Annotated in this window: 19 protein-coding genes and 1 tRNA gene; 8 read left to right on the plus strand and 12 right to left on the minus strand. The window is 61.9% G+C overall.

Going from position 1 to position 21,522, the window contains the following annotated elements:
- The first annotated feature begins 8 nt into the window (after positions 1-8).
- Entirely contained in the window at positions 9-212 is a 204-nt protein-coding gene (locus AC1DZP_RS26730; protein WP_477306551.1) for a helix-turn-helix domain-containing protein, read from the plus strand.
- On the opposite strand, the gene AC1DZP_RS26735 is transcribed toward AC1DZP_RS26730, so the two are convergent.
- The 3 genes from AC1DZP_RS26735 to cpdR all read right to left on the minus strand — a co-directional run bounded on the left by AC1DZP_RS26735 (position 209) and on the right by cpdR (position 2,549).
- Positions 209-1,825 (minus strand): tyrosine-type recombinase/integrase, encoded by a 1,617-nt coding sequence (locus tag AC1DZP_RS26735; protein WP_477306553.1) that lies wholly within the window; start codon positions 1,823-1,825, stop codon positions 209-211. The genes AC1DZP_RS26730 and AC1DZP_RS26735 overlap by 4 nt on opposite strands.
- Positions 1,826-1,890: 65 nt before the next feature.
- Positions 1,891-1,965: transfer RNA gene (locus tag AC1DZP_RS26740), tRNA-Val, on the minus strand.
- A gap of 221 nt (positions 1,966-2,186) precedes the next feature.
- On the minus strand, positions 2,187-2,549 hold the full coding sequence (gene cpdR, locus AC1DZP_RS26745) for a cell cycle two-component system response regulator CpdR (RefSeq protein WP_006199474.1): 363 nt from the start codon (positions 2,547-2,549) through the stop codon (positions 2,187-2,189).
- Positions 2,550-2,712: 163 nt separating this feature from the next.
- Between cpdR and AC1DZP_RS26750 the strand changes: the two genes are divergently transcribed.
- Complete coding sequence (locus tag AC1DZP_RS26750) at positions 2,713-3,654, plus strand: N-formylglutamate amidohydrolase (RefSeq protein WP_477306554.1); 942 nt, start codon at positions 2,713-2,715, stop codon at positions 3,652-3,654.
- A gap of 316 nt (positions 3,655-3,970) precedes the next feature.
- Positions 3,971-4,744, plus strand: coding sequence for a histidinol-phosphatase (gene hisN, locus AC1DZP_RS26755; protein ID WP_477306556.1), 774 nt, complete (start codon positions 3,971-3,973; stop codon positions 4,742-4,744).
- A 16-nt stretch (positions 4,745-4,760) separates the two neighbouring features.
- On the opposite strand, the gene AC1DZP_RS26760 is transcribed toward hisN, so the two are convergent.
- The 3 genes from AC1DZP_RS26760 to AC1DZP_RS26770 all read right to left on the minus strand — a co-directional run bounded on the left by AC1DZP_RS26760 (position 4,761) and on the right by AC1DZP_RS26770 (position 6,207).
- Complete coding sequence (locus AC1DZP_RS26760) at positions 4,761-5,591, minus strand: helix-turn-helix transcriptional regulator (protein WP_477306742.1); 831 nt, start codon at positions 5,589-5,591, stop codon at positions 4,761-4,763.
- 205 nt (positions 5,592-5,796) lie between these two features.
- Positions 5,797-6,048 carry a DUF1127 domain-containing protein gene (locus tag AC1DZP_RS26765; RefSeq protein WP_457154181.1) on the minus strand — a complete coding sequence of 84 codons (252 nt, stop codon included), beginning with the start codon at positions 6,046-6,048 and terminating at the stop codon, positions 5,797-5,799.
- A gap of 3 nt (positions 6,049-6,051) precedes the next feature.
- Positions 6,052-6,207, minus strand: a complete 156-nt coding sequence (locus AC1DZP_RS26770; protein WP_477306559.1) for a hypothetical protein — start codon at positions 6,205-6,207, stop codon at positions 6,052-6,054.
- Between the two features lie 175 nt (positions 6,208-6,382).
- Between AC1DZP_RS26770 and AC1DZP_RS26775 the strand changes: the two genes are divergently transcribed.
- Positions 6,383-6,895, plus strand: a complete 513-nt coding sequence (locus AC1DZP_RS26775) for a DUF1579 domain-containing protein (protein WP_477306561.1) — start codon at positions 6,383-6,385, stop codon at positions 6,893-6,895.
- Between the two features lie 18 nt (positions 6,896-6,913).
- Here the strand turns inward: AC1DZP_RS26775 and AC1DZP_RS26780 are convergent, their stop codons facing one another.
- Entirely contained in the window at positions 6,914-7,891 is a 978-nt protein-coding gene (locus AC1DZP_RS26780) for an alpha/beta fold hydrolase (RefSeq protein ID WP_477306563.1), read from the minus strand.
- 478 nt (positions 7,892-8,369) lie between these two features.
- Between AC1DZP_RS26780 and AC1DZP_RS26785 the strand changes: the two genes are divergently transcribed.
- A complete protein-coding gene (locus tag AC1DZP_RS26785) occupies positions 8,370-8,837 on the plus strand; it encodes an Hsp20 family protein (protein ID WP_023759726.1) in 468 nt (155 codons plus the stop codon).
- A 67-nt stretch (positions 8,838-8,904) separates the two neighbouring features.
- Here AC1DZP_RS26785 and AC1DZP_RS26790 read toward each other — a convergent pair whose 3' ends face one another.
- From AC1DZP_RS26790 to AC1DZP_RS26800, 3 genes are read right to left on the minus strand one after another with little or no spacing between them, the layout of a single operon-like run.
- Complete coding sequence (locus AC1DZP_RS26790) at positions 8,905-9,492, minus strand: MBL fold metallo-hydrolase (RefSeq protein ID WP_477306565.1); 588 nt, start codon at positions 9,490-9,492, stop codon at positions 8,905-8,907.
- 27 nt (positions 9,493-9,519) lie between these two features.
- Positions 9,520-9,801: a hypothetical protein gene (locus AC1DZP_RS26795; RefSeq protein ID WP_477306567.1), complete on the minus strand. Its 282-nt coding sequence runs from the start codon at positions 9,799-9,801 to the stop codon at positions 9,520-9,522.
- 9 nt (positions 9,802-9,810) lie between these two features.
- Complete coding sequence (locus AC1DZP_RS26800; protein ID WP_095084577.1) at positions 9,811-10,860, minus strand: threonine aldolase family protein; 1,050 nt, start codon at positions 10,858-10,860, stop codon at positions 9,811-9,813.
- A 468-nt stretch (positions 10,861-11,328) separates the two neighbouring features.
- On the opposite strand from AC1DZP_RS26800, the gene gltB reads away from it, so the two are divergent.
- Complete coding sequence (gene gltB, locus AC1DZP_RS26805; RefSeq protein WP_477306569.1) at positions 11,329-16,065, plus strand: glutamate synthase large subunit; 4,737 nt, start codon at positions 11,329-11,331, stop codon at positions 16,063-16,065.
- A 141-nt stretch (positions 16,066-16,206) separates the two neighbouring features.
- Positions 16,207-17,661 carry a glutamate synthase subunit beta gene (locus AC1DZP_RS26810; RefSeq protein WP_457150803.1) on the plus strand — a complete coding sequence of 485 codons (1,455 nt, stop codon included), beginning with the start codon at positions 16,207-16,209 and terminating at the stop codon, positions 17,659-17,661.
- Positions 17,662-17,756: 95 nt separating this feature from the next.
- Here the strand turns inward: AC1DZP_RS26810 and AC1DZP_RS26815 are convergent, their stop codons facing one another.
- Together AC1DZP_RS26815 and AC1DZP_RS26820 are read right to left on the minus strand one after the other, a co-directional pair.
- The gene (locus AC1DZP_RS26815) at positions 17,757-18,992 is read right to left on the minus strand and encodes an SGNH/GDSL hydrolase family protein (RefSeq protein ID WP_477306571.1); all 1,236 of its coding nucleotides are present in this window, start codon (positions 18,990-18,992) and stop codon (positions 17,757-17,759) included.
- Between the two features lie 126 nt (positions 18,993-19,118).
- Positions 19,119-20,339, minus strand: coding sequence for a lytic murein transglycosylase (locus AC1DZP_RS26820; protein ID WP_477306573.1), 1,221 nt, complete (start codon positions 20,337-20,339; stop codon positions 19,119-19,121).
- Positions 20,340-20,548: 209 nt separating this feature from the next.
- Between AC1DZP_RS26820 and galU the strand changes: the two genes are divergently transcribed.
- Entirely contained in the window at positions 20,549-21,454 is a 906-nt protein-coding gene (gene galU, locus AC1DZP_RS26825) for a UTP--glucose-1-phosphate uridylyltransferase GalU (protein WP_457150800.1), read from the plus strand.
- Positions 21,455-21,522 lie beyond the last annotated feature (68 nt).

Below are 21,522 nucleotides of genomic sequence, written 5' to 3' on the forward strand. Positions count from 1 at the left end.
GTCATGTGATGATCGCCAAAGCGTTGGCGGATCAGAGGCGTCTAAAAGGCTTGTCCCAAACCCAAGTTGCGAAAGCGATGGGTCGGCATCAGCCCTTCATTGCGAACATCGAAAGCGGACAACGTCGAGTCGACCTAGTTGAGCTTCTCGACATAGCCGCGATCATCGATCTGGACGTTCCAGCTCTCGTAAGAAAGATAGTCGACAGCTAGAAACTGCGTAGTGCAGCTTGCATCTGTGCGATCGTGTATCCCTGCTTGAAATAATGCTCTTGCGTCACGCCTTGCCGTTTGTGGCCCACGATAGCTTTAACGAGGTTTTCCTCGACACCTGCTCTCATCAGTGTCGTAACCATGCCGTGCCTAAAGCTGTGAAACACTAAGTCTTTCGACTTGATGCCAAGCTGAACGAGAAATCGATTATTGAACCAGCGTCCAAGCGCTCTCCCGTAGCCCTCCTTCGATGTGAACGAAAATTCAGAGAAAAAGCGTACCTGACCTCGCGACTTGAGCTTCTGATGATATTCGAGAATGCCTAATTCCAAAAGTCTGTCGTGAATCGGTACCACTCTTCGAGAGGCTGAGTTCTTTAGGCTCTTTCCCTCTCCTTCGTCGTTAAAGTCGAAACACCAGATATCGTTGGTTAATTTGACGTCCGCGACTTCCAATTGGCAGATCTCATTCAATCTGGCGCCCGTATAAAGGCCGATCAATGGTCCCCACTTTTGATATTCCTTGTTCAGCAAACCTCGTTCGTTGTTGAGTAGTTCGCCCAGCATCAGACCGATCTGAGTTTGAGAAAACGCCCCTCTGTGAGACTCTTCGTCATTCTTCTTGTTTTCTCTGACTGAGGCTCCGTCGAACAAATTTTCTGCGACGTATCTGTTTCTCTTTGCCCAAGAGAAAAGACCGGCGTAGGTCTGGAGATAGGTGTTGATGGTGCGTACGGTGAGCGTCTTGTGACCCCGCAGATTCGATATTTCATCGATAGACAGGTTGCGAGTGGCTTCGATTTTGTTCCTGTTTCGAGGATAATTTAGAAGGATCTCTTTCACGCGTTGCGCGTCTGAAGATGCGATTTGGGTAATCTCGATCTCATGCCCCAGAATCTCTTTCAAAATTTCGATATGCTGCCGTTTCTGATCCTCTGACCGCTTGACCCAGCGCCCCGCCTTCTTCTCCTCAGCCATGAATTTGATGGCTATTTCGCTGAGGGTACCTTTCGAACTGGACACTGGTTTTGCGAATGTCGTCCCTGAGGGGAGGGCGGCTTCGTCGAAATCGAAACTGTCAAAGGACTGATCGTGAGCTAGCACCGCAGCGCAGTACGCCTTGTATGCCCTCTTCATCTCGCTCTTGAATGTCGCGAAGGCGTTAGAACCTGGAGCTAGCGGAAGCTCGTACGACTCGGCAAAGCGGATAGCTAATGCTTCGTCGGTCTCATGCGGAAAGATATCGCCGCCAGTCAATATCGCATCGTCGGCAAACGCTACCCCGTTTTGTAGGGCCGCCAAGGTCTCAGGTGTCAGTCGGCCTTGCGCAGCTATCTCGTTTTTGCGGCGTTCCAGCGCGTCTTGAAAGTGCGTTCTAAGCGCGGCACGTATTTCATCGTAGCGCATGCTGGATGCAGACCACCGTTTCATAAGGACTTGGCCGACATAGCTTAGGTGCCGAGCTAGGCACAAGGCTTCCGAGTCGACCCGCGTACGAAGCGAGATTTTGAGGCTCGCGGGCTTTCCATTGCTGCCAGCACAACGCTTTGTCAGCGGCCAGCGAAAATAGAAAATCCGGTTTCGAGAAAGTTCGAGGTAGGTCGGATTCCGCATTCTGGTGCATCCCCTGGATGTCTCACCAGCAAAACCTCAGCGTAACCCATTGATTTTCAAGAGGATGGTGGGCGTGACAGGGATTGAACCTGTGACCCCTGCAATGTCAATGCAGTGCTCTCCCGCTGAGCTACACGCCCATCCGAAGCCGCGCATACACCATTTTTGATCCAGCGCGTCAATAGCAGGAAAAAGGAAAGAAGGCGTCGTCTCGCCGCAGTGGCGACAAGGGTGCTTACGCCTAAAGCGCGTCGCGTTTGAACGGAATCAAGCGCCGCGCTTCAGGTCTTTGTTTTCATGCATGTCGTTCTCCCAAAACCGGGGCCACTTTTGGGCGACATGCATTGGCTCGGAAAGCGGCTCAGGCCGCCTGCAGCATCTTTTCGACCTCGTTGACGAGGTCGCGCAGGTGGAACGGCTTCGACAGCACCTTGGCGTCCTTAGGCGCCTTCGAATCCGGGTTCAGCGCAACGGCGGCAAAACCGGTGATGAACATGACCTTGAGGTCGGGATCGATCTCGGTGGCGCGGCGCGCCAGTTCGATGCCGTCCATCTCCGGCATGACGATGTCGGTCAGAAGCAGCGAGAACGGTTCCTCGCGCAGCCGCTCATAGGCGCTCGCGCCATTGTCGAAATCGCTGACCTGGTAGCCGGCGCGCTCCAGCGCCTTGACGAGGAATCGACGCATATCGTCGTCGTCTTCCGCCAGAAGAATGCGTGCCATGATATCCCGTCCGAATCACCCGCTCGAGATTGCCGTTGGGCAAGCCCGTTAACCATCCTGTATATGAGGAGGTGAGGGTAAACATCAAGTGAACGAGAACCGGGATGGACCATATTTGCCCGGCCTGTGCTGCCGCTGAAATGCTGGACACGCGGCCAGCAAGGTGGCACCTTCACATGATGATGCACTGGTGTTTGCGGGTTCGCACAAATTGAAGACGGCAGCCGAGGATTTTTCGGTCTTTCCACCCTTCGAAATCCGTTCGGGCGCCGAGCAGCGCGTCCCCTTCCTTTTCAACTCACCGCACAGCGGCCGCTACTATCCGGAGCGCTTCCTTGCCATGGCAAGGCTGGACCGCAACGCCATCCGCCGTTCGGAAGACTGCTATGTCGACGAACTGTTCGGCGGCGCCGTGGCGCTGGGGGCGCCGATGCTGGCGGCGAATTTCCCGCGCGCCTATCTCGACGTCAACCGCGAGCCGTGGGAACTCGATCCGCGCATGTTCGCCGAGCCGGTGCCATCGTTCTGCAACATCCGCTCGGCGCGGGTGGCCGGCGGGCTTGGCACGGTGCCCAAGCTGGTCGGCGAGGGGCTCGATATCTATTCCGGCCGCTTGCCGCTGTCCGAAGCGGTCGCCCGCATCGAGGCCGTCTACAAGCCCTATCACGAGACGCTGAAACGGCTTTTGACCAGGACCCATGCGCGTTTCGGCTTTGCCGTGTTGATAGACTGTCATTCGATGCCGGCGAGCATCCGCGTCGGCGACAACGGCTTGCGGCCTGACTTCATCATCGGTGACCGTTTCGGCATCTCCGCCACCGCGGCGTTGACCGAGACCGCGATCGGCCTGCTCACCGCCATGGGATACGCCGTCGCCCACAACAAGCCCTATGCCGGCGGCTTCATCACCGAGCACTATGGCCGCCCGGCGCGCCATCTCCACGCCCTGCAGATCGAGGTCAATCGCGGGCTCTACATGAACGAGCGGACATTCGAGAAGGCCGCCGGCTTCGACGCGCTCGCCGACGATCTGTCGCGATTTTCGGCGGATCTGATGGCAATGCCGGACCATCATTTCATCGACCTGCCGCTGGCGGCGGAGTGAAACCTTGGTCCGGGGTGCTCCGGCGTAAAAAAAGACCGCATCGTTTGCACGATACGGTCGAAGTCTAGGGAGGAAACGCCCAAGGAGGGCATGGACAGGAAAACCTGTCCGAGGCTGAGGGTATTGTGCGCTGCACAAATGTCAAGCGACCTTCAGGCTTTTTTAATTCACTCTGAAGTGGAAATTGCTTTTCGGTGACGCTTGTGTGACATCCGGGCAACAGGTGCCGCAGCGGGAAAATCGTCGAACACCCTTGTTTAAGCAGGAAATTGGCGGCAGAGCACGGCTCGGGCATGCTGCAATGCGGGAGAATCAGTTGGATATCAGCATCGATTTCATGCGCCGCATCGCGCGGGCGGCCGCGGCGGAAACCTTGCCGCGCTTCCGCAGCCAGGGCGCCGTCGCCAATAAGGAAAAAGGCAGTTTCGACCCGGTTACCGAAGCCGATCGCGAGGCCGAGCGCGCCATCCGGGCGCTGATATCGGCTGAGTATCCCGACCATGGCATCCTTGGCGAGGAGCACGGCAGCGAAAACATTTCGAGCAAGCATGTCTGGGTGATCGACCCCATCGACGGCACACGTGCCTTCATCTCCGGCCTGCCGGTGTGGGGGACGCTGGTCGGGCTGACGGTCGACGGCGATGCGGTCGCCGGCATGATGTCGCAACCTTTCACCGGCGAGCTCTACTACGCCAACGCCTCGGGCTCCCACTATGAGGGGCCGGGTGGCCCGCGCAAGCTGACAACCCGCAAGACGACGAAGCTCGCCGACGCGACGCTGTTCACCACCACGCCGGCACTGTTCAAGGGCAAGGCGCGCGAGCGCTACGACCAGTTCGAAAAGCAGGTGCAGCTCGCCCGCTACGGCACCGATTGCTATGCCTTCGCCATGATTGCATCGGGAAGCGTCGACATCGTCGCCGATCCCGGATTGAAGCCGTACGACATCGTAGCGCTGATCCCGATCATCGAAAAGGCCGGCGGCGTGGTCACCACATTCGATGGCGGGCCGGCGGAGAAGGGCGGCGATGTCGTGGCAGCGGCGACGCCGGAGCTGCATGCGGCGGCGATGGCTGCGCTCCGAGGCTGACTTTTCCTGAACTGCTTCAGCGCGGCTTGATCGAGCGCTGGAACTCCGCTGGGGTGCGGCCGTAAACCTGCCTGAACGCGGAGCTGAAATGGCTGTGGCTGGAGAAGCCAAGGTCCATGCCCAGCGTCGTCAGATTGTCGTAGCGGCCAAGCAGGTCGAGCGCGCATGCCAGCCGCAGGCGCAAATGATAACGGTAGAGCGGCATGGCCTCGACCTGCTGGAACATCTGCGTCAGGTAGACTGGTGAGACGCCGACCTCGGCGGCAATTTCGGCCAGCGTCCAGCGTCGCGACAGATCCGAGGACAAAACGAGCTTGGCACGGTCGACCAGTTTCTGTCGGCCCGGGCTGGCGCCGGCGACATGCGAGGTCCGCTCGCCGAGAGAGCGCCGCACCAGCGTCAGCGCCAGGGTTTCGGCCTCGAGCGTTTCGGCTATGTTGCGGCTCAAGCTGTGGCGCAGCAAAGCCGCCAAAGCCTGCGCCCGTGGGTCGATGCGCCGGCGTTGGCGACGGAACGCCGGGGTCGTGCCGCTGCGCAATTGCTCCTTCGGCACCAGCTCCAGCAGCTGAGCCTCCTCGACGACGAGATCGAGGCAGGCGTCGCCACCGTCGACGGGGTGGCTGATCCGATAGGCTTCCGCCTCGTTGAAGAACAGCAGCTGATTGGCTTCGGCGACGGCGTCATTGCGGCCGACATGGCGCACGAAGACGCCGCGATAGGGAAACACCAGATGCGTCGCCGACGTGCACTCTTCCTCGCTCCTGTGCCGGCATTGCCCGCTGCAGGCGACGTCGCGCACCCTGACAGTGCCGGTGTCGAGAAGCGGCTGGACCGTGAATTGCGATATGGCCATTGCGTTGTTTTCCTGTGCCGGGCCATGGGTCCTGCATCGGCACTCTACGCAATCGGCCCGCCCATTCCTGTCAGGAGACTTCCAGGCAGGCTGCTTCTCAAAGCGCGTCGCATCAAAATGGATTCACGCGACGCGCTTTGAGTTTTTGTTTCACGCATGTCGTCGCCCCAAAACGGGGACCACTTTTCGGCGGTATGCATCAATCCCACAGCCGGCGCGTGAATTCTGAGTAGGCTTCGCCGCGCGACAGACCGATGTCCTTGAGTTGGTCGTCGGTCATCTCGAGCAAAGCGCGGCGGCTTCGGCGCCTCTCCATCTGACTGCTGATCCAGCCAGCCGTCGCGATGAATTGTGCGTACAAAGTCTGGCGAATGGTCATGGTGCGGATTGTCGGCGCCTGCGTCGGCACCGTGCCGGCCAGGCATTGCGTCGCCGTATGATCAGGGCGCATCACTCAGTCCTCCCTGGTGCCGGCTACCGAGGCGCCGGCTTCGTTCAGCGCTTGCGCGCATTCCTCGCAGCAGACTTCGACGGTCTTGCCGCCGACCTTGACGCGGATCGGGTTGGCGTCCAGCTGGCAATCGCAGGCGGCGCAGGTTTTCTCGGTCATGATCTCATCTCCTTGGCGTTCAGTTCGACGCGAGCAGATGAGCACTCCGGGACGGCGCGGGCTGTCAGAATCTTTAGCACCTTGCGTCCCTTGGGCGCCGCCGGCCCATCCCTACTGACAACAGGGTGTCAGTTGGCACGGACTATGGAAGGGCTATTCCAGAGGAGGACCAGACATGCCGACACAATCAACAGCCAGCCACGCCAATGACATTTCGGCGGACGGCCACAGCGATTTCGACTTCTTCTTCGGCTGCTGGAATGTCAGCCATCGAAGGCTGCAAAAGCGCCTGGCCAGCGACACCAACTGGGACGAATTCGGCGGCACATGCGAGGTACGCCCGCTGCTCGGCGGTCTCGGCAATGTCGACGACAATGTTATCGAGCTGCCGAACGGCGCCTATCGCGCCGCCACGGTGCGGACCTTCGATCCGGCGACACGGCAATGGTCGATCTGGTGGATCGATGGCCGCAACCCGCTGACCATCGACGTGCCGGTGCGCGGCGCGTTCATCGACGGTGTCGGTACGTTCCTGTGCGAGGATGTCTTCGACGGACGGCCGATCCAGGTTCGGTTCCTTTGGTCACGGATGATGGAGAATTCGGCGCGCTGGGAACAGGCCTTTTCGCTTGATGGCGGCACGAGCTGGGAGACCAACTGGGTCATGGAGTTCGCCCGCCAGGCGTGAGCCGGGGATCGGCGTCTGTCAGGCCGTAGGGTCGTCGCTGCCGGGAATGAAGGCATCGAAGGCGGCGAGGAGTTGCTCGCGGTACATGTCGGCCTCCTGCAGGATTTCGTGGCGGGAGCCGTCGATCATCAGCAGTGAACCGAGCCGCAGACGCCTGGCATAGGCTTCCACTGCCTTGGTCGAGACGACCTGGTCGGCGCCGGCAGCGATTATCAGCATGGGGACCTGAATGCGAGCCATGAAGTCGGGGTCGCTGACAGCCTCGGATGCTTTGGCGGCTGCCTGCAGCCAGCGGATCGTCGGGCCGCCGAGCGCCAGCTGCGGGTGCTCTTCGTAGATCCGCGTGTTGCGCCGGTAGCGCACCGGGTCGGACGTCAGCTTGTTGGTCTCGAAAGGGGCCGGCATCTTCGGCCGTGGACCCCAGGCGGCATAGAGCCTGCCAAGGCCGAGCGCGCAGAAGAACGAACAGACGCGCCGAACCGTCGATATCGAGACCGGCAGGTCGGGCACGGTCAGGAATGGTGCGATCAGCACCATGCGCCGCACGCGGTTCACCATCGACGGCGTGGCAAGCAGCGTGATCACCGCACCGGCTGAATGGGCGAGGATGTAGTAGGGGCCGCGGCAGTCGGGCAGCACGATCTCCTCGAAGAACTGCTCAAGGTCGGCGGTGTAGTCGCGGAAGCTGCGGACATAGCCGCGCTGGCGATCGCGGATCAGACGGGAAGAATCACCCTGGCCGCGCCAGTCGAGGGTGGCGACGCCAAAGCCACGGTCGGCAAGATTGCGGATCGTTTCGAAATATTTCTCGATGCACTCGTTGCGGCCGGTGAGCACGACCACGGTGCCCTTCAACGGGCGAGTGACCGCGCCGAACAGGCCGTAGCGGATTTTCTTGCGGTCGCGGGTGGTGAAGAAGCCGCCGCTGGCGTTTTCCGGTCGTGGATTGCCCTCGATTTCGTGAAGAAGGGGGATGTCTGGGACAAGATCCGTCATTCGGCGCTTCGTGCTCGTGCCCGCCCGTGCTGGCTGGCTCCGCTAAGGTGATAGACGCCCATGCGCCAAAAGCAAAGGAATTCCCGGTGACGCGAGACCCACAATGGGGAAGGCCGGAAGCCGCTTGAAAGCGTGCTTCCGGCCTCTGTCGATCCGGGAGGAAGGGACGTTACACCCCGGTCGGCCTCGTTGCGGCGTCTCAAGAACGGTTCATCGTCCGGCGCGCCGCCAATCCTTGATCTTGGGCCTACTCTAGCGCCGGCTGTCTGAACGCGCGCCGAAGCTTTGGTTCATCTGCCGTTCATCAACGAACAGCCGCACGGTTTTTGCCGGCAGGAGAAATCTTGAAATGCCTTCGAGCGCTCCCCAAATGTCGGATGCGGTCGCCAATATCGGGGCCGCTGGTCCAGCCGAAACGCCGCTCAAGGGTTTCGCACCGGCCATACGCAAACCATGTTGCTCAACAGGAGAACACCTCATGCGTCACGTTGACTTTTCCCCGCTTTATCGCTCGACCGTCGGCTTCGACCGCCTCTTCACCATGCTCGATTCGCTTGCGCAGCCCGATGGCGCGCAGACTTATCCGCCTTACAACATCGAGCGCACCGGCGAGGATTCCTACAGGATCTCGATGGCTGTTGCCGGCTTCTCGGACGAGGAAATCTCGATCGAAGCCCATCGCAACGTGCTGACGGTAAAAGGTGAGCGCAAGGACGAGGGCACGGGCGAAGGTTCCGAACTGCTCTATCGCGGCATCGCCTCGAGGGCTTTCGAGCGCCGCTTCCAGCTTGCCGACCATGTTGAAGTCGTCGGCGCCGCGCTGAAGAACGGCCTGCTCTTCGTCGACCTCAAGCGCAACATTCCCGAGGAGTTGAAGCCGCGCAAGATCGCGATCACCTCGGCTCCGGCCAAGGCCAAGCAGATCGAGGCCAAGACCGCCAACTAAAGACCGCCAACTAAACCGATAGCCTCCCAAGGCAAAGGCGGCGCCGAAGGGCGCCGCCTTTCTATGTTTAGCTGGTAGTCCCCGAAGCCACCACGGCCTCAACGTTTTGTCGGTGAACGGCCTCGTATGGCGCGAAATAACCGACGGCACCGGAGGCGAACACTTCGGCAGCGAAGGCTCTCAAATCTTGCCTCACCAGATCGGGCTCGTGTCGGCAGCGAAGCAGCTTTTCGACATAGGATCGGGTAGCGGCAATGAACTCGCGACCGTACCCACCGGATTGGATCATCTGCAACGAACCGTGATTGGGTAGGATGCGGTCAAAGGTCCAGCCGGCCATGCGTTCGAGATCGTCCAGATGTTTAGTCAGCCGTTCCGGTTCGCCGACATAAGTGATCGGATCTTCAAGCGTATCGCCCGCAAAGAGCAGACCGGCGCTGGGCATGACCAACACGGTACCGTCGTGACTGTGGATTTCGACGTGCCGAAGGTCGACCGCTATCGACCCGACCATGAGGTCGAGATTGCCGTCGAATGTCCGATTCGGAAGGATAAGGGGTCTGATCGGCGGGTTCTCATTTTCCAGTTTGGTCCGGTTCTCTGCGAGAGCAGAGGCTGTGAGGTTGTTGGCGATGATTTCGCAATCCCGGAACACCTCGTTGCCGGCGACATGATCATCATGCTAATGACTGAGGACCACCCGCATCGAGGTGACGCCCATACCCTCTAGCGTTTGCCGGATGATCCGGGCGTGCTGAAGCGAAATATGCGTGTCATAGACAAGCGCTTCCGAGCCATCGACAATTGCATAGGTGCAAATGCCAAGGGCATAGGCGCCGTCATCGAGCCAATTGGGCTGATCCGACCAGCCGCGAACGCCCTCTATCCGGCCGTCATAAAAGCCGAGCACGTTTGGAGCGGGGCGGATCAGCCGCATAGTCGAGCCGAGCGGTGACATGGTCATAGGAAAAGCTCAAGCGATCAGGTGGCCAAGGTGGTCGATCTCTTCGGTCGTGGTCGCGAAGCTGGCGACGAAACGGTAGATCACTTCATTGTCGCCGAGGTGGCTGTCGAAGCCCTGCGGCAGACCCCATTCGTAGAATTTTGCCCCGGCCGCTTGCAGCTTTTCGGCTTTGGCGCGGTCGAGGATCGCGAACACTTCATTGGCCTGCGGCAGCCAGGCCAGCCGGCCTGCCGGTGCATCCTCGATCGTCGCGGCCAGCCGCGCGGCCATGGCATTGGCGTGGTGCGCCATCCTCAGCCAGAGATCGTCGGTGAAATAGGCTTCGAACTGAGCCGAGATGAAGCGCGCCTTGGAAAAGGTCTGCCCGGCGCGCTGGCGAAGCAGGCGCAGGTCGCGCGCCACGTCGGGGTTCAGGACCACCACAGCATCGGCCATCCAGCAGCCGTTCTTGGTGCCTCCGAAGGAGATGATATCGACGCCGCTCTTCCAGGTCATTTCTGCGGGACTGATGTCCGTCGCCGCAATCGCGTTGGCGAACCGCGCTCCGTCCATGTGCAGAGGCAGGCCGTGACGGCGGCTGACTTCGGCGATCGCCTTGACATCGTCGACGGTGTAGACGGTGCCGACCTCGGTCGCCTGGGTGATCGTCACCGCCATCGGCTGGCCGGCGGGGGCGAGGTCTTGCGAGTAGCGCGTGATGGCCCGGTCGAGGGCCTGCGGATTGATGCGCCCCAGTGGCCCCGGAACCGGCGACATGCGCGCTCCACCGGTGTAGAAGCCCGCGGCGCCGAATTCATCGACATTCATGTGCGCTTCGGAATGGCAGAAGGCGACGCCGCCGATGCGATTGCACGCCGCCATGGACAGCGCGTTGGCCGCCGTGCCGGTCGCGACGAAGAACACCGCGACATCCCGTTCGAAAATCTCGCTGAAGCGCCGGTAGACGGCGCGGTCGAGCTCGCCGTCGCCATAAGCGGTGGCGATGCCCGCGGCATGCCGGGATAAATTGGCCGAGATGTCGGGATGGACGCCCGCCCAGTTGTCGGATGCAAAAAACATCAGGAATCCTGCTTCGGTTGAAAACTGCGCGACCTTGGCTGCTTTGGGGTTTCACGCGCAAGGGCCACGTGTCGGAAAAGCGGTAAAGCCAGCCAGAGCCGAAAAGCGGCTGTGATCGAAGCTTACGTCTTGCGGTCGCTTCACGTAATTTTATGTCGCCGGCGGCCCAAGTTTTTTGTGAATCGGTCTTGTGTGCGTCCCGGATTTCTGTCATAAAAATTTAGGACAGTAGTGCTGTCTTATTTTGTCGCACAAAACGAGCTGGATTGGCGTATCATTTGGGCCTCTCCGGCTGTTGCTGCGGGCGACAGGTTGGACAGCCAGACGCTGGCCTGTACGAATACGAACCATGCGGAAAGCCGCCTGGTTCGGCAAGGATTTCGCAAGACGTGCCGCAAGGATCAGGGTGAGCCAGGCGCTTGCCGGGGCAGACCAGCGCCCGAAGGGCTGGGAATGGAGGACCAAGAGATGACGGACATGACGCACTCTGCGACGAACGGCCAGGCCGCGCAGACGAAAGCGGCAACCGTCAAAACCGCGTCCCGAACCAACATAAGCCGAACCGACAACGGCTTTTCCGCCCAGGGCCTATACGATCCGCGCAACGAGCATGATGCCTGCGGTGTCGGCTTCATCGTCAACATGAAGGGCGTGAAGTCGCATCAGATCGTCGAGGACGGCCTTGCCGTGCTCGAAAACCTGACGCATCGCGGCGCTGTCGGCGCCGATCCGTTGGTCGGCGATGGCGCCGGCGTGCTGGTGCAGCTTCCCGACCGTTTCTTCCGCGAGGAGATGGCAGCCCAGGGCATCGAACTGCCGCCGGTAGGTCAGTACGGCGTCGGACACTGGTTCATGCCGCAGGACGCGGCACTTCGCGCCCATATCGAGGACATCATCGCCGAATCGGCGCAGTCCGAGGGGCTTCCGCTCATCGGTTTCCGCGACGTGCCCGTAGACAATTCGTCGCTGTCGAAGGCGCCTGATATCGTCGCGTCTGAGCCGTTCCATCGGCAGGTCTTCATCGGCCGCACATCAGACATTCCCGATGACGAGGAGTACGAGGCCAGGCTCTATCTGCTGCGCAAGGTCATATCGGGCCGCATCTACGCCGAGAACGACAACAAGGACATCGGCTCCTACTGCGTGTCGCTGTCGGCGCGCACCATCGTCTACAAGGGCATGTTCCTGGCCTATCAGGTCGGTGCCTATTACAAGGACCTGACCGATCCACGCTTCGAGACCGCGCTGATCCTCGTCCACCAGCGCTTCTCGACCAACACGTTCCCGTCGTGGAAGCTGGCGCATCCTTACCGCATGGTCGCCCACAATGGCGAGATCAACACTGTGCGCGGCAACAACAACTGGATGGCGGCGCGCCAAGCGTCGGTCGATTCCGAACTGTTTGGCAACAACATCTCGAAGCTGTGGCCGATTTCCTATGAGGGCCAGTCCGACACTGCCTGTTTCGACAATGCGCTCGAGTTCCTGTTCCAGGGCGGGTACAGCCTCAGCCACGCCATGATGATGCTGATCCCGGAAGCCTGGGCCGGTAACAAGCTCATGGATGCCGATCGCAAGGCCTTCTACGAATACCATGCCGCGCTGATGGAGCCGTGGGACGGACCGGCGGCGGTGGTCTTCACCGATGGCCGCCAGATCGGCGCCACGCTCGACCGCAACGGATTGCGCCCGGCGCGCTACATCGTCACCGACGATGACCGCGTCATCATGGCTTCGGAAGCCGGCGTGCTGCCGGTGCCGGAAGAGAAGATCGTCAAGAAGTGGCGGCTGCAGCCCGGCCGCATGCTGCTGATCGACCTGGAGAAGGGGCGCATCGTCTCCGACGAGGAGCTCAAGTCGGAGATCGCGACCAAGCATCCCTACAAGACCTGGCTCGCCAACACGCAGCTGATCCTCGAAGACCTGAAGCCGGTCGAACCGCGCGCGCTGCGCAAGGATGTCAGCCTGCTCGATCGCCAGCAGGCGTTCGGCTACTCCCAGGAAGACACCAAGCTGTTGATGTCGCCGATGGCGACGACGGGCCAGGAAGCCGTGGGATCGATGGGCACCGATACGCCGATCTCGGCGATGTCGGACAAGTCGAAGCTGCTCTACACCTATTTCAAGCAGAACTTCGCCCAGGTCACCAACCCGCCGATCGACCCGATCCGCGAGGAGCTGGTGATGAGCCTGGTGTCCTTCATCGGGCCGCGGCCGAACATCTTCGACCTCGTCGGCAATTCGCGCCGCAAGCGGCTCGAGGTGCGCCAGCCGATCCTGACCAATGGCGATCTGGAGAAGATCCGCTCCATCGGGCACACCGAGGACCGCTTCGACACCAAGACGATCGACATCACCTACGGCTCGAATGAAGGAGCCGCGGGCATGCAGGGCGCCATCGACCGCCTGTGCGAGCGGGCCGAGGCGGCGGTCGCCGGCGGCTACAACATCATCATCCTGTCCGACCGCCAGGTCGGGCCGGACCGAATAGCCATCCCGGCGCTGCTGGCGACGGCCGCGGTGCATCACCACCTGATCCGCAAGGGGCTGCGCACCTCGGTCGGCCTCGTCGTCGAATCCGGTGAGCCGCGCGAAGTGCATCATTTCTGCTGCCTTGCCGGCTATGGCGCCGAGGCGATCAACCCTTACCTCGCCTTCGACACGCTGCTCGATATGCACAAGCGCGGCGAACTGCCGAAGGAGGTCGACGCCTACGAAGTCGTCACGCGCTACATCAAGTCGATCGGCAAGGGCATCCTCAAGGTGATGTCCAAGATGGGCATCTCGACCTACCAGTCCTATTGCGGCGCGCAGATTTTCGACGCCATCGGGCTGAAGACCGATTTCGTGCAGCAGTATTTCACCGGCACCGCGACGCTGATCGAAGGCGTCGGGCTGGACGAGATCGCGACCGAGACGCTCAGCCGCCACAATGACGGCTTCGGCAACGATCCGGTGCTGCGCAACAGCCTCGAAGTCGGCGGCGAATACATGTTCCGCATGCGCGGCGAGGCGCATATGTGGTCGCCCGACGCGGTCGCCACCTTGCAGCACGCCGTGCGCCAGGGCTCGTGGGAGACGTTCAAGGACTATTCCGCGCAGATCGACAGCGAGACGGCCAGGGCCCAGACCATTCGTGGCCTGTTCAGGATCAAGCTGGCCGAAGAAACCGGCCGCAAGAAGGTCGCGCTCGACGACGTCATGTCGGCGGCCGACATCGTCAAGCGGTTCTCGACCGGGGCGATGTCCTTCGGCTCGATCTCGCGCGAGGCGCACACCACGCTGGCGCGCGCCATGAACGCCATTGGCGGCAAGTCCAACACTGGCGAGGGCGGCGAAGAGGCGGACCGCTATCTGCCGCTGCCCGGCGGCGGCAAGAACCCGGAACGCTCGGCGATCAAGCAGATCGCCTCGGGCCGTTTCGGCGTGACGGCCGAATATCTTGTCAATTCCGACATGATGCAGATCAAGGTGGCGCAGGGTGCCAAGCCGGGCGAGGGCGGCCAGTTGCCCGGCCACAAGGTCGACGCGACCATCGCCAAGGTCCGGCACTCGACGCCGGGCGTCGGCCTGATCTCGCCGCCGCCGCATCACGACATCTATTCGATCGAGGATCTGGCGCAGCTGATCTACGATCTGAAGAACGTCAACCCGGCGGCCGACGTGTCGGTCAAGCTGGTCTCGGAAGTCGGCGTCGGCACGGTTGCGGCAGGCGTTGCCAAGGCGCGCGCCGACCACATTACCATCTCGGGCTATGATGGCGGCACCGGTGCCTCGCCGCTGACGTCGCTCAAGCATGCCGGCAGCCCGTGGGAAATGGGCCTTGCCGAGACGCACCAGACGCTGGTGCTGAACGGTTTGCGCTCACGCGTGGCGCTGCAGGTCGATGGCGGCTTGCGCACCGGCCGCGACGTCATCGTCGGCGCGCTGCTCGGTGCCGACGAGTTCGGCTTCTCGACCGCGCCGCTGATCGCGGCCGGCTGCATCATGATGCGTAAGTGCCACCTCAACACCTGTCCGGTCGGCGTGGCGACGCAGGACCCGGTGCTGCGCAAGCGCTTCAAGGGCACACCCGAGCATGTCATCAACTTCTTCTTCTACGTGGCGGAAGAGGTGAGGGCGCTGCTCGCCGAGATGGGCTACACCCATATCGACCAGATCATCGGCGACGCCGACCTGCTGGAAAAGCGCGACCTGATCGTCCACTGGAAAGCGCGCGGGCTCGATTTCTCGAAGATGTTCTTCAAGCCGGACGCGCCGCATGAAGCGGTGCATTGGACCGAGCGGCAGAAGCACCCGATCGACGATGTGCTCGACCGCAAGCTGATCGAACTGGCGAAGCCCGCGCTCGAAAGCAAGCAGCCGGTCAAGATCGAGGTCGACATCCGCAATGTCGACCGCTCGACCGGCGCGATGCTGTCGGGCGAAGTGGCCAAGCGCTTCAAGCACAAGGGCCTGCGCGAGGATACGATCTCGGTGAAGCTGACCGGCACTGCCGGCCAGTCCTTCGGCGCCTTCCTGGCGCGCGGTATCTCGTTCGATCTCATCGGCGCCGGCAACGACTATGTCGGCAAAGGCCTGTCGGGCGGCCGTATCGTCATCCGGCCACCGGAAGAGGCCAAGATCGTCGCGGCGGAGTCCATCATCGTCGGCAACACGGTGCTCTATGGCGCGACCGAGGGCGAGGCCTATTTCGCCGGCGTCGCCGGCGAGCGTTTCGCCGTGCGCAATTCAGGCGTGGCCGCCGTTGTCGAAGGCGTTGGCGACCATGGCTGCGAGTACATGACCGGCGGCATTGTCGTCGTCATCGGCAAGACCGGCCGCAACTTCGCCGCCGGCATGTCGGGCGGCGTCGCCTATGTTCTTGACGAGGCGGGCGATTTCGCCGAGCGCTGCAACATGGCGATGGTCGAGCTGGAACCGGTTCCGGAAGAAGACGACCTGATGGAAAGGCTGCTGCACCATGGCGGCGACCTTGACCACAAGGGTCGCGTCGACGTGTCCGGCGACATGACCAGCCATGACGAGGAGCGGCTCTACCAGCTGATCTCGAACCATGTGCACTACACCGGTTCGGTGCGCGGTCGCGAAATCCTCGACGACTGGACGACCTTCCGGCCGAAATTCCGCAAGATCATGCCGGTCGAATACCGCCGCGCACTGATCGAGATGGAACGCATGCGCATGGGCGTGGCGGCGGAATAGACTTGGCAGTTGCCGGGAGGCCCAGGTTTCCCGGCCCACTTTCATCGAAAGTTTGACCTCGAAGGCAAGGTTGCCATGGCTGCCTCAAGAGGTTAACGGGTGCGGCGAAAACCGTACCATCTGGACAGCAGGAACTGGACTATGGGCAAGGTAACAGGCTTTCTCGAAATCGACCGGCAGGTGCACAAGTACCAGCCGGCCTCCGACCGCATCCGGCATTTCCGCGAATTCACGCTGCCGATGTCGGACAAGGAGGTCGAGAAACAGGCCGCGCGCTGCATGGATTGCGGCATTCCGTTCTGCCATGGACCGACGGGCTGCCCGATCCACAACCAGATCCCGGACTGGAACGACCTCGTCTACAATGGCGACTGGGACAACGCGATCCGCAACCTGCATTCGACCAACAACTTCCCGGAGTTCACCGGTCGCATCTGCCCCGCGCCCTGCGAGGAAGCCTGCACGCTGAACCTCGAGGACATTCCCGTCGCCATCAAGACGGTCGAGCAGGCGATCGCCGACAAGGCCTATGAGACCGGTCATATCAGGCCCTATCCGCCGGAGAAAAAGACGGGAAAGCGCGTCGCCGTCATCGGTTCCGGCCCGGCCGGCATGGCGGCTGCCCAGCAGCTTGGCCGCGCCGGCCACGACGTCCATGTCTATGAGCGCGAAAGCCGGCCGGGCGGGCTGATGCGCTACGGCATTCCCGACTTCAAGATCGAGAAGCACTATATCGACCGGCGCATCGAGCAGATGCAGGGCGAGGGCGTGACCTTCCATTGCGGCGTCAATGTCGGTGTCGACAAGCCGGTTGCCGAGCTGCTCGCCGAACACGATGCCGTGCTCTATTGCGGCGGTTCCGAAACGCCGCGCGCGGCCGGCATCCCGGGCGACGATCTCGGTGGCGTGCATGATGCGATGCCCTATCTGGTGCAGCAGAACAGGCGGGTCGGCGGCGAGCCGATCCAGTCGGTGGCCTGGCCGTCGCACCCGATCATCGCCGGCGGCCAGCATGTCGTCGTCGTCGGCGGCGGCGATACCGCGTCCGACTGCGTCGGCACCGCCTTCCGCCAGGGCGCCGTGCGCGTTACCCAGCTCGACATCCGCCCGCAGCCGCCTGAGAAGGAAGACAAGCTGTCGGTCTGGCCCTACTGGGCGACCAAGATGCGCACCTCGTCCTCGCAGGCCGAAGGGGCGGAGCGCGAATTCCAGGTGGCGACGCTCGAGTTCATCGGCGAGGAAGGCCAGCTGACCGGCGTCAAGTGCTGCGAGGTCGACGAGAAGCGCAAGCCGATCGCCGGCACCGAATTCGTCATCCGAGCAGATCTCGCCTTCATCGCCATTGGCTTTGCCGGCCCGACCATCGCCGGCCTGGTGTCGGAATTGGACGGCCAGATGAAGATCGTCACCGACAGCCGCCGTTCCAGGAACGTCGAAGCCAATGATCGCGACTATAGGACCAGCGTCGACAGGCTCTATGCGGCGGGCGACGTGCGTCGCGGCCAGTCGCTGGTCGTCTGGGCGATCCGCGAGGGTCGCCAGGCGGCGCGCTCGATCGACGAGGCCTTGATGGGGTCCACCGTACTGCCCAGCTGAGCCCGTTGGAAATTCTACTCCCGCAGCCATCTGGAGGCGTTTTCTGCGCTTCCGGTGCTCGCGGGAGCGAATTTCGAAACGGGCTCAGGGAGCTTCTAAGGGTTTATCGCCGTCGTCGTGCCGGGTGCGGCCACAGCCGCCGCAGGCTGCGGCCGGGGTGGCCAGGAGAAATCGTCGGCGCGGCCGGGCGAGGCTTGCGGCGCCTTGCCCTCGACCACCAGTTTTTCACCGGGCAGATCCTGATTGGGCTTTGGCTGCGGCGCCGCGCCCAGAAGTTCGGAGCCGCCGTCGAGTGCTGGATCGCTGAGCAGCATAGGCGCGGTGCGGTCGATGACGATTGGCGCGGCGGCCGGCCCAGGCGCCTCGACGGGCGCGCCCGCCGGTGCGGTCGCCGGGGTTACGCTTCCGGGGGCGGCGAGGCCGAGGATCTTCATCAGCGGCTTTTCGGTATAGAAGGCGAGCTTGCGCTTGCCGGCCTTCGAGACGTTGATGCCGTCATCGGCACGCAGCCGCACGGGCTGGCCGTTCATGTCCGGCCCGCTGGTGACGAAGGCGCCGTTCTCGTCGACAAAGCCGTCCCAGACGTCGACGAATTCGCCGCCATGGCTTTCGGCGACCTGATGGTAGATGTCGTTGAACGCCAGCATGTCGGAGGTCATCTTCGGCACCCCGAAAGCCGGCATGCCAACCCACAGGAAGGGCACCTTGGCGTCGGCGATGGCCTTGCCGAATGCATCGGTGCGGCGCTCGTATTCCTTGGTCCAGTTCTCTGACCGGGGCTGCTCGCGCACATCCCCCACCTTCATCTGCTGACGGTCGTTGGAACCCAGCATGACGACGACGGCGGCCGGTTTTTCGGTCTCGATCAGCGCCTTGATCTGTTCGGGCCAGTTGTAGAAATCATCGCGCACGAAGCCGGACGAGCCATTGCTGCGAGCCACGATCCTGATGCCGGTGTTTTCGGCAAAGGCGGTGTCGAGGCCTTCGGCAAGCCCGGACGCCATGAAATCGCCGACCACCAGGACGGTACGGGCATCCGGGACTTTCTCGGCGATCGGCATTTGCGGCTCGGCCGGCGCACGCGGGACGCGGGGTTTGCGCGGCTTTGGCTTCGCCTTCTGGATGTTCAGCGGCGGCTCGATCCGCTCGCTGCGGCGTGGGAACAAAAGGTCGCGCAACGAGTCGCGCAACGACCAGCCGCGGTATTGCTGCTCCTGCGCGATGGCCGGCGCATGGAAGGCGCCAGCCAAGCCGACGGCGAGAACGACGACGGCCAGAATCAGCACCGGCATGCGACGAACAAGCCCTGCGATGCGCGCAGCCGAAGCCAATCGTTTCCTCCATCCCGTGGCGCACTGCCTTGAAGAGTCGCGTCGACTTTCGAAGGTCATTGCACCATACAGATTGCTACAGTGTCCTTTGCGCGTCCGAAAGGCCGCGCGGCACCGCAGGTGGCCCTATTTCTGCCTGAGCCACTTCAGCACTTCCATGCTCGGATAGCCGTCCTGGGCCAATCCGGCCTTGGCCTGGAAGGCCATGATGGCGGTTTTCGAGCCGTCGCCGATCTTGCCATCGAATTTGCCGTCGTAGAGGCCGTGCTGGGAAAGTCGCTTCTGCAGCTCCTGCCTTTCCTCGAAAGTGAGCTTGGTGAAAGGCCGCTTCCAGTCCTGCACGAGACCGCTGGAGCCGGCGATTTCGTCGGCGAGAAGACCGACGGCAAGCGCATATTTGTCGGCATTGTTGTAGGCCTTGATGACCGAGAAATTCTTGACCATCAGGAAGGCTGGCCCGCCGCGGCCGTCCGGCACTTTCAGCGTCGCCTTGTCGGAGCCGTTCTTGAACGGCTTGCCGTTGGCCCTGGCAACGCCGAGCGCCTGCCATTGCGACAGCGTCTTCGAGCCGCCAGGAAGCTTGCCGGCCGGCAAGGTGACCTCATAGCCCCAGGTCTTGCCGGCCTGCCAGCCATTCTTCTTCAACAGGTTGGCCGCTGTCGCCAGCGCATCGGGGATCGAATTCCAGATGTCGCGCTTGCCGTTGCCGTCCATGTCGACGGCATAGTGCAGATAGCTGGTCGGGATGAACTGGGTGTGGCCCATGGCGCCGGCCCAGGATCCGCTCAGATGGCTTTCGTCGATATCGCCGGTCTGCAGGATCTTCAGCGCGGCGATCAACTGGGTGCGGGCGAATTTTGCCCGCTTCGGATCGGCATAGGCCAGGGTCGCCAGCGAGCGCACGACGTTGCGCATGATGTCGTCGCGCTTGAGGATTTCGCCATAGTTCGATTCCATCGACCAGATGGCGAGCAGGATGTAGCGGTCGACGCCGAATTTGGCCTCGATCCTGTCCAGCCATGGCTTCCACTTCTTGGCCATTTGCTGGCCGACGGCGACAGACTGGTCATGGACGCGGTTGTCGAAATAGTCCCAGGCAGGCGCGGTGAATTCAGGCTGCGTACGCGCCTTTTCCAGCACTACCGGGTCGATATCCCTGATGTCCCTGAAGGCCTGGTCGTAGAGGGCACCGGAAACGCCGCTCTGCACGGCTGTGGCGCGGAAGCCGGCGACCCACTGCCGGAAACCGGCATCGGCGAAAGCCGGGCCGGGCATCAGCAGGGCGAGCGAGAGGCTGGCTGCCGCGATGACGCTGGTAAAACGCTTTGCGGCATTGCGAACGGACATCTTTTCCCCTTTCTCTGTCTCAGGAAAGACCATTCATCGCCGAACCAGGTTAGGAATTAGTTTACCATAGGTGCTGCCGGGAACGAAAAGACGCCTCAAAGCTTTACCGGGGAATGTTCCCCTCAGTTGCTCGGTAGTCCTCAATTCCGGCGTGAAAATGTCTTGAAACGGGGATTGCGGAGCAGGCCATCAAATGGATAATTGACAGCATGAAGAGAGTTCGCAAGGCAGTCTTCCCGGTCGCCGGTCTCGGCACACGGTTTCTCCCGGCCACCAAGGCCATCCCCAAGGAAATGCTGACCGTCGTCGACCGGCCAGTGATTCAATATGTGGTGGATGAGGCGCGCGAGGCCGGTATCGAGCATTTCATCTTCGTCACCGGTCGCAACAAGGCCGTCATCGAGGACCATTTCGACGTCCAGTTCGAGCTCTACGACACGCTGGCCCAGCGCGGCAAGGACGACCAGCTCGCCCGTCTGCAGCGCCTGCAGCCGGCGCCGGGGCAGACCAGCTTCACCCGCCAGCAGGTGCCGCTGGGCCTTGGCCATGCCGTCTGGTGCGCGCGCGAGCTGGTCGGCGACGAACCGTTCGCCCTTTTGTTGCCCGACATGATCATGCAGTCAGAACAGAGCTGCATGAAGGACATGGTCGAGCTCTACCAGGAAACCGGCAACAACATCATCGCGGTGCAGGAATGCGACCCGGCCGAAGCCCATAAATATGGCATCGTTGGCCGCGGCGAGGATACGCATCACGGCTTCCGCATCACCGAGATGGTGGAAAAGCCGAAGACCGGCACGGCGCCGTCCAATCTCTACATCAACGGCCGCTATATCCTGCAACCCGAGATCTTCAAGATCCTGGAAGGCCAGGAAAAGGGCGCCGGCAACGAGATCCAGCTCACCGACGCGATGCTGAAGCTGGAAAAGCAGCAGCCCTTCTATGGCTACCACTATCAGGGCCGTACCTTTGATTGCGGATCGCCGGAAGGCTTCGTCGAGGCCAATGTCGCCTTCGCGCTGTGGCGCAGCGACATGAACGAGAACATGGCCGGTGTCATCCGCACGCTTCTCGACGAGCTGAAACCATCAGAGCGTCGCGGCGCTGCCTTCTAGGGCTATGTCGATATTCAGGTGAGGCCGGCCTGCGAGCGACGGTTCCTGCGCTTCCGGTGCTCACGTTC

Source organism: Mesorhizobium sp. P2_F8, from assembly GCF_056403655.1.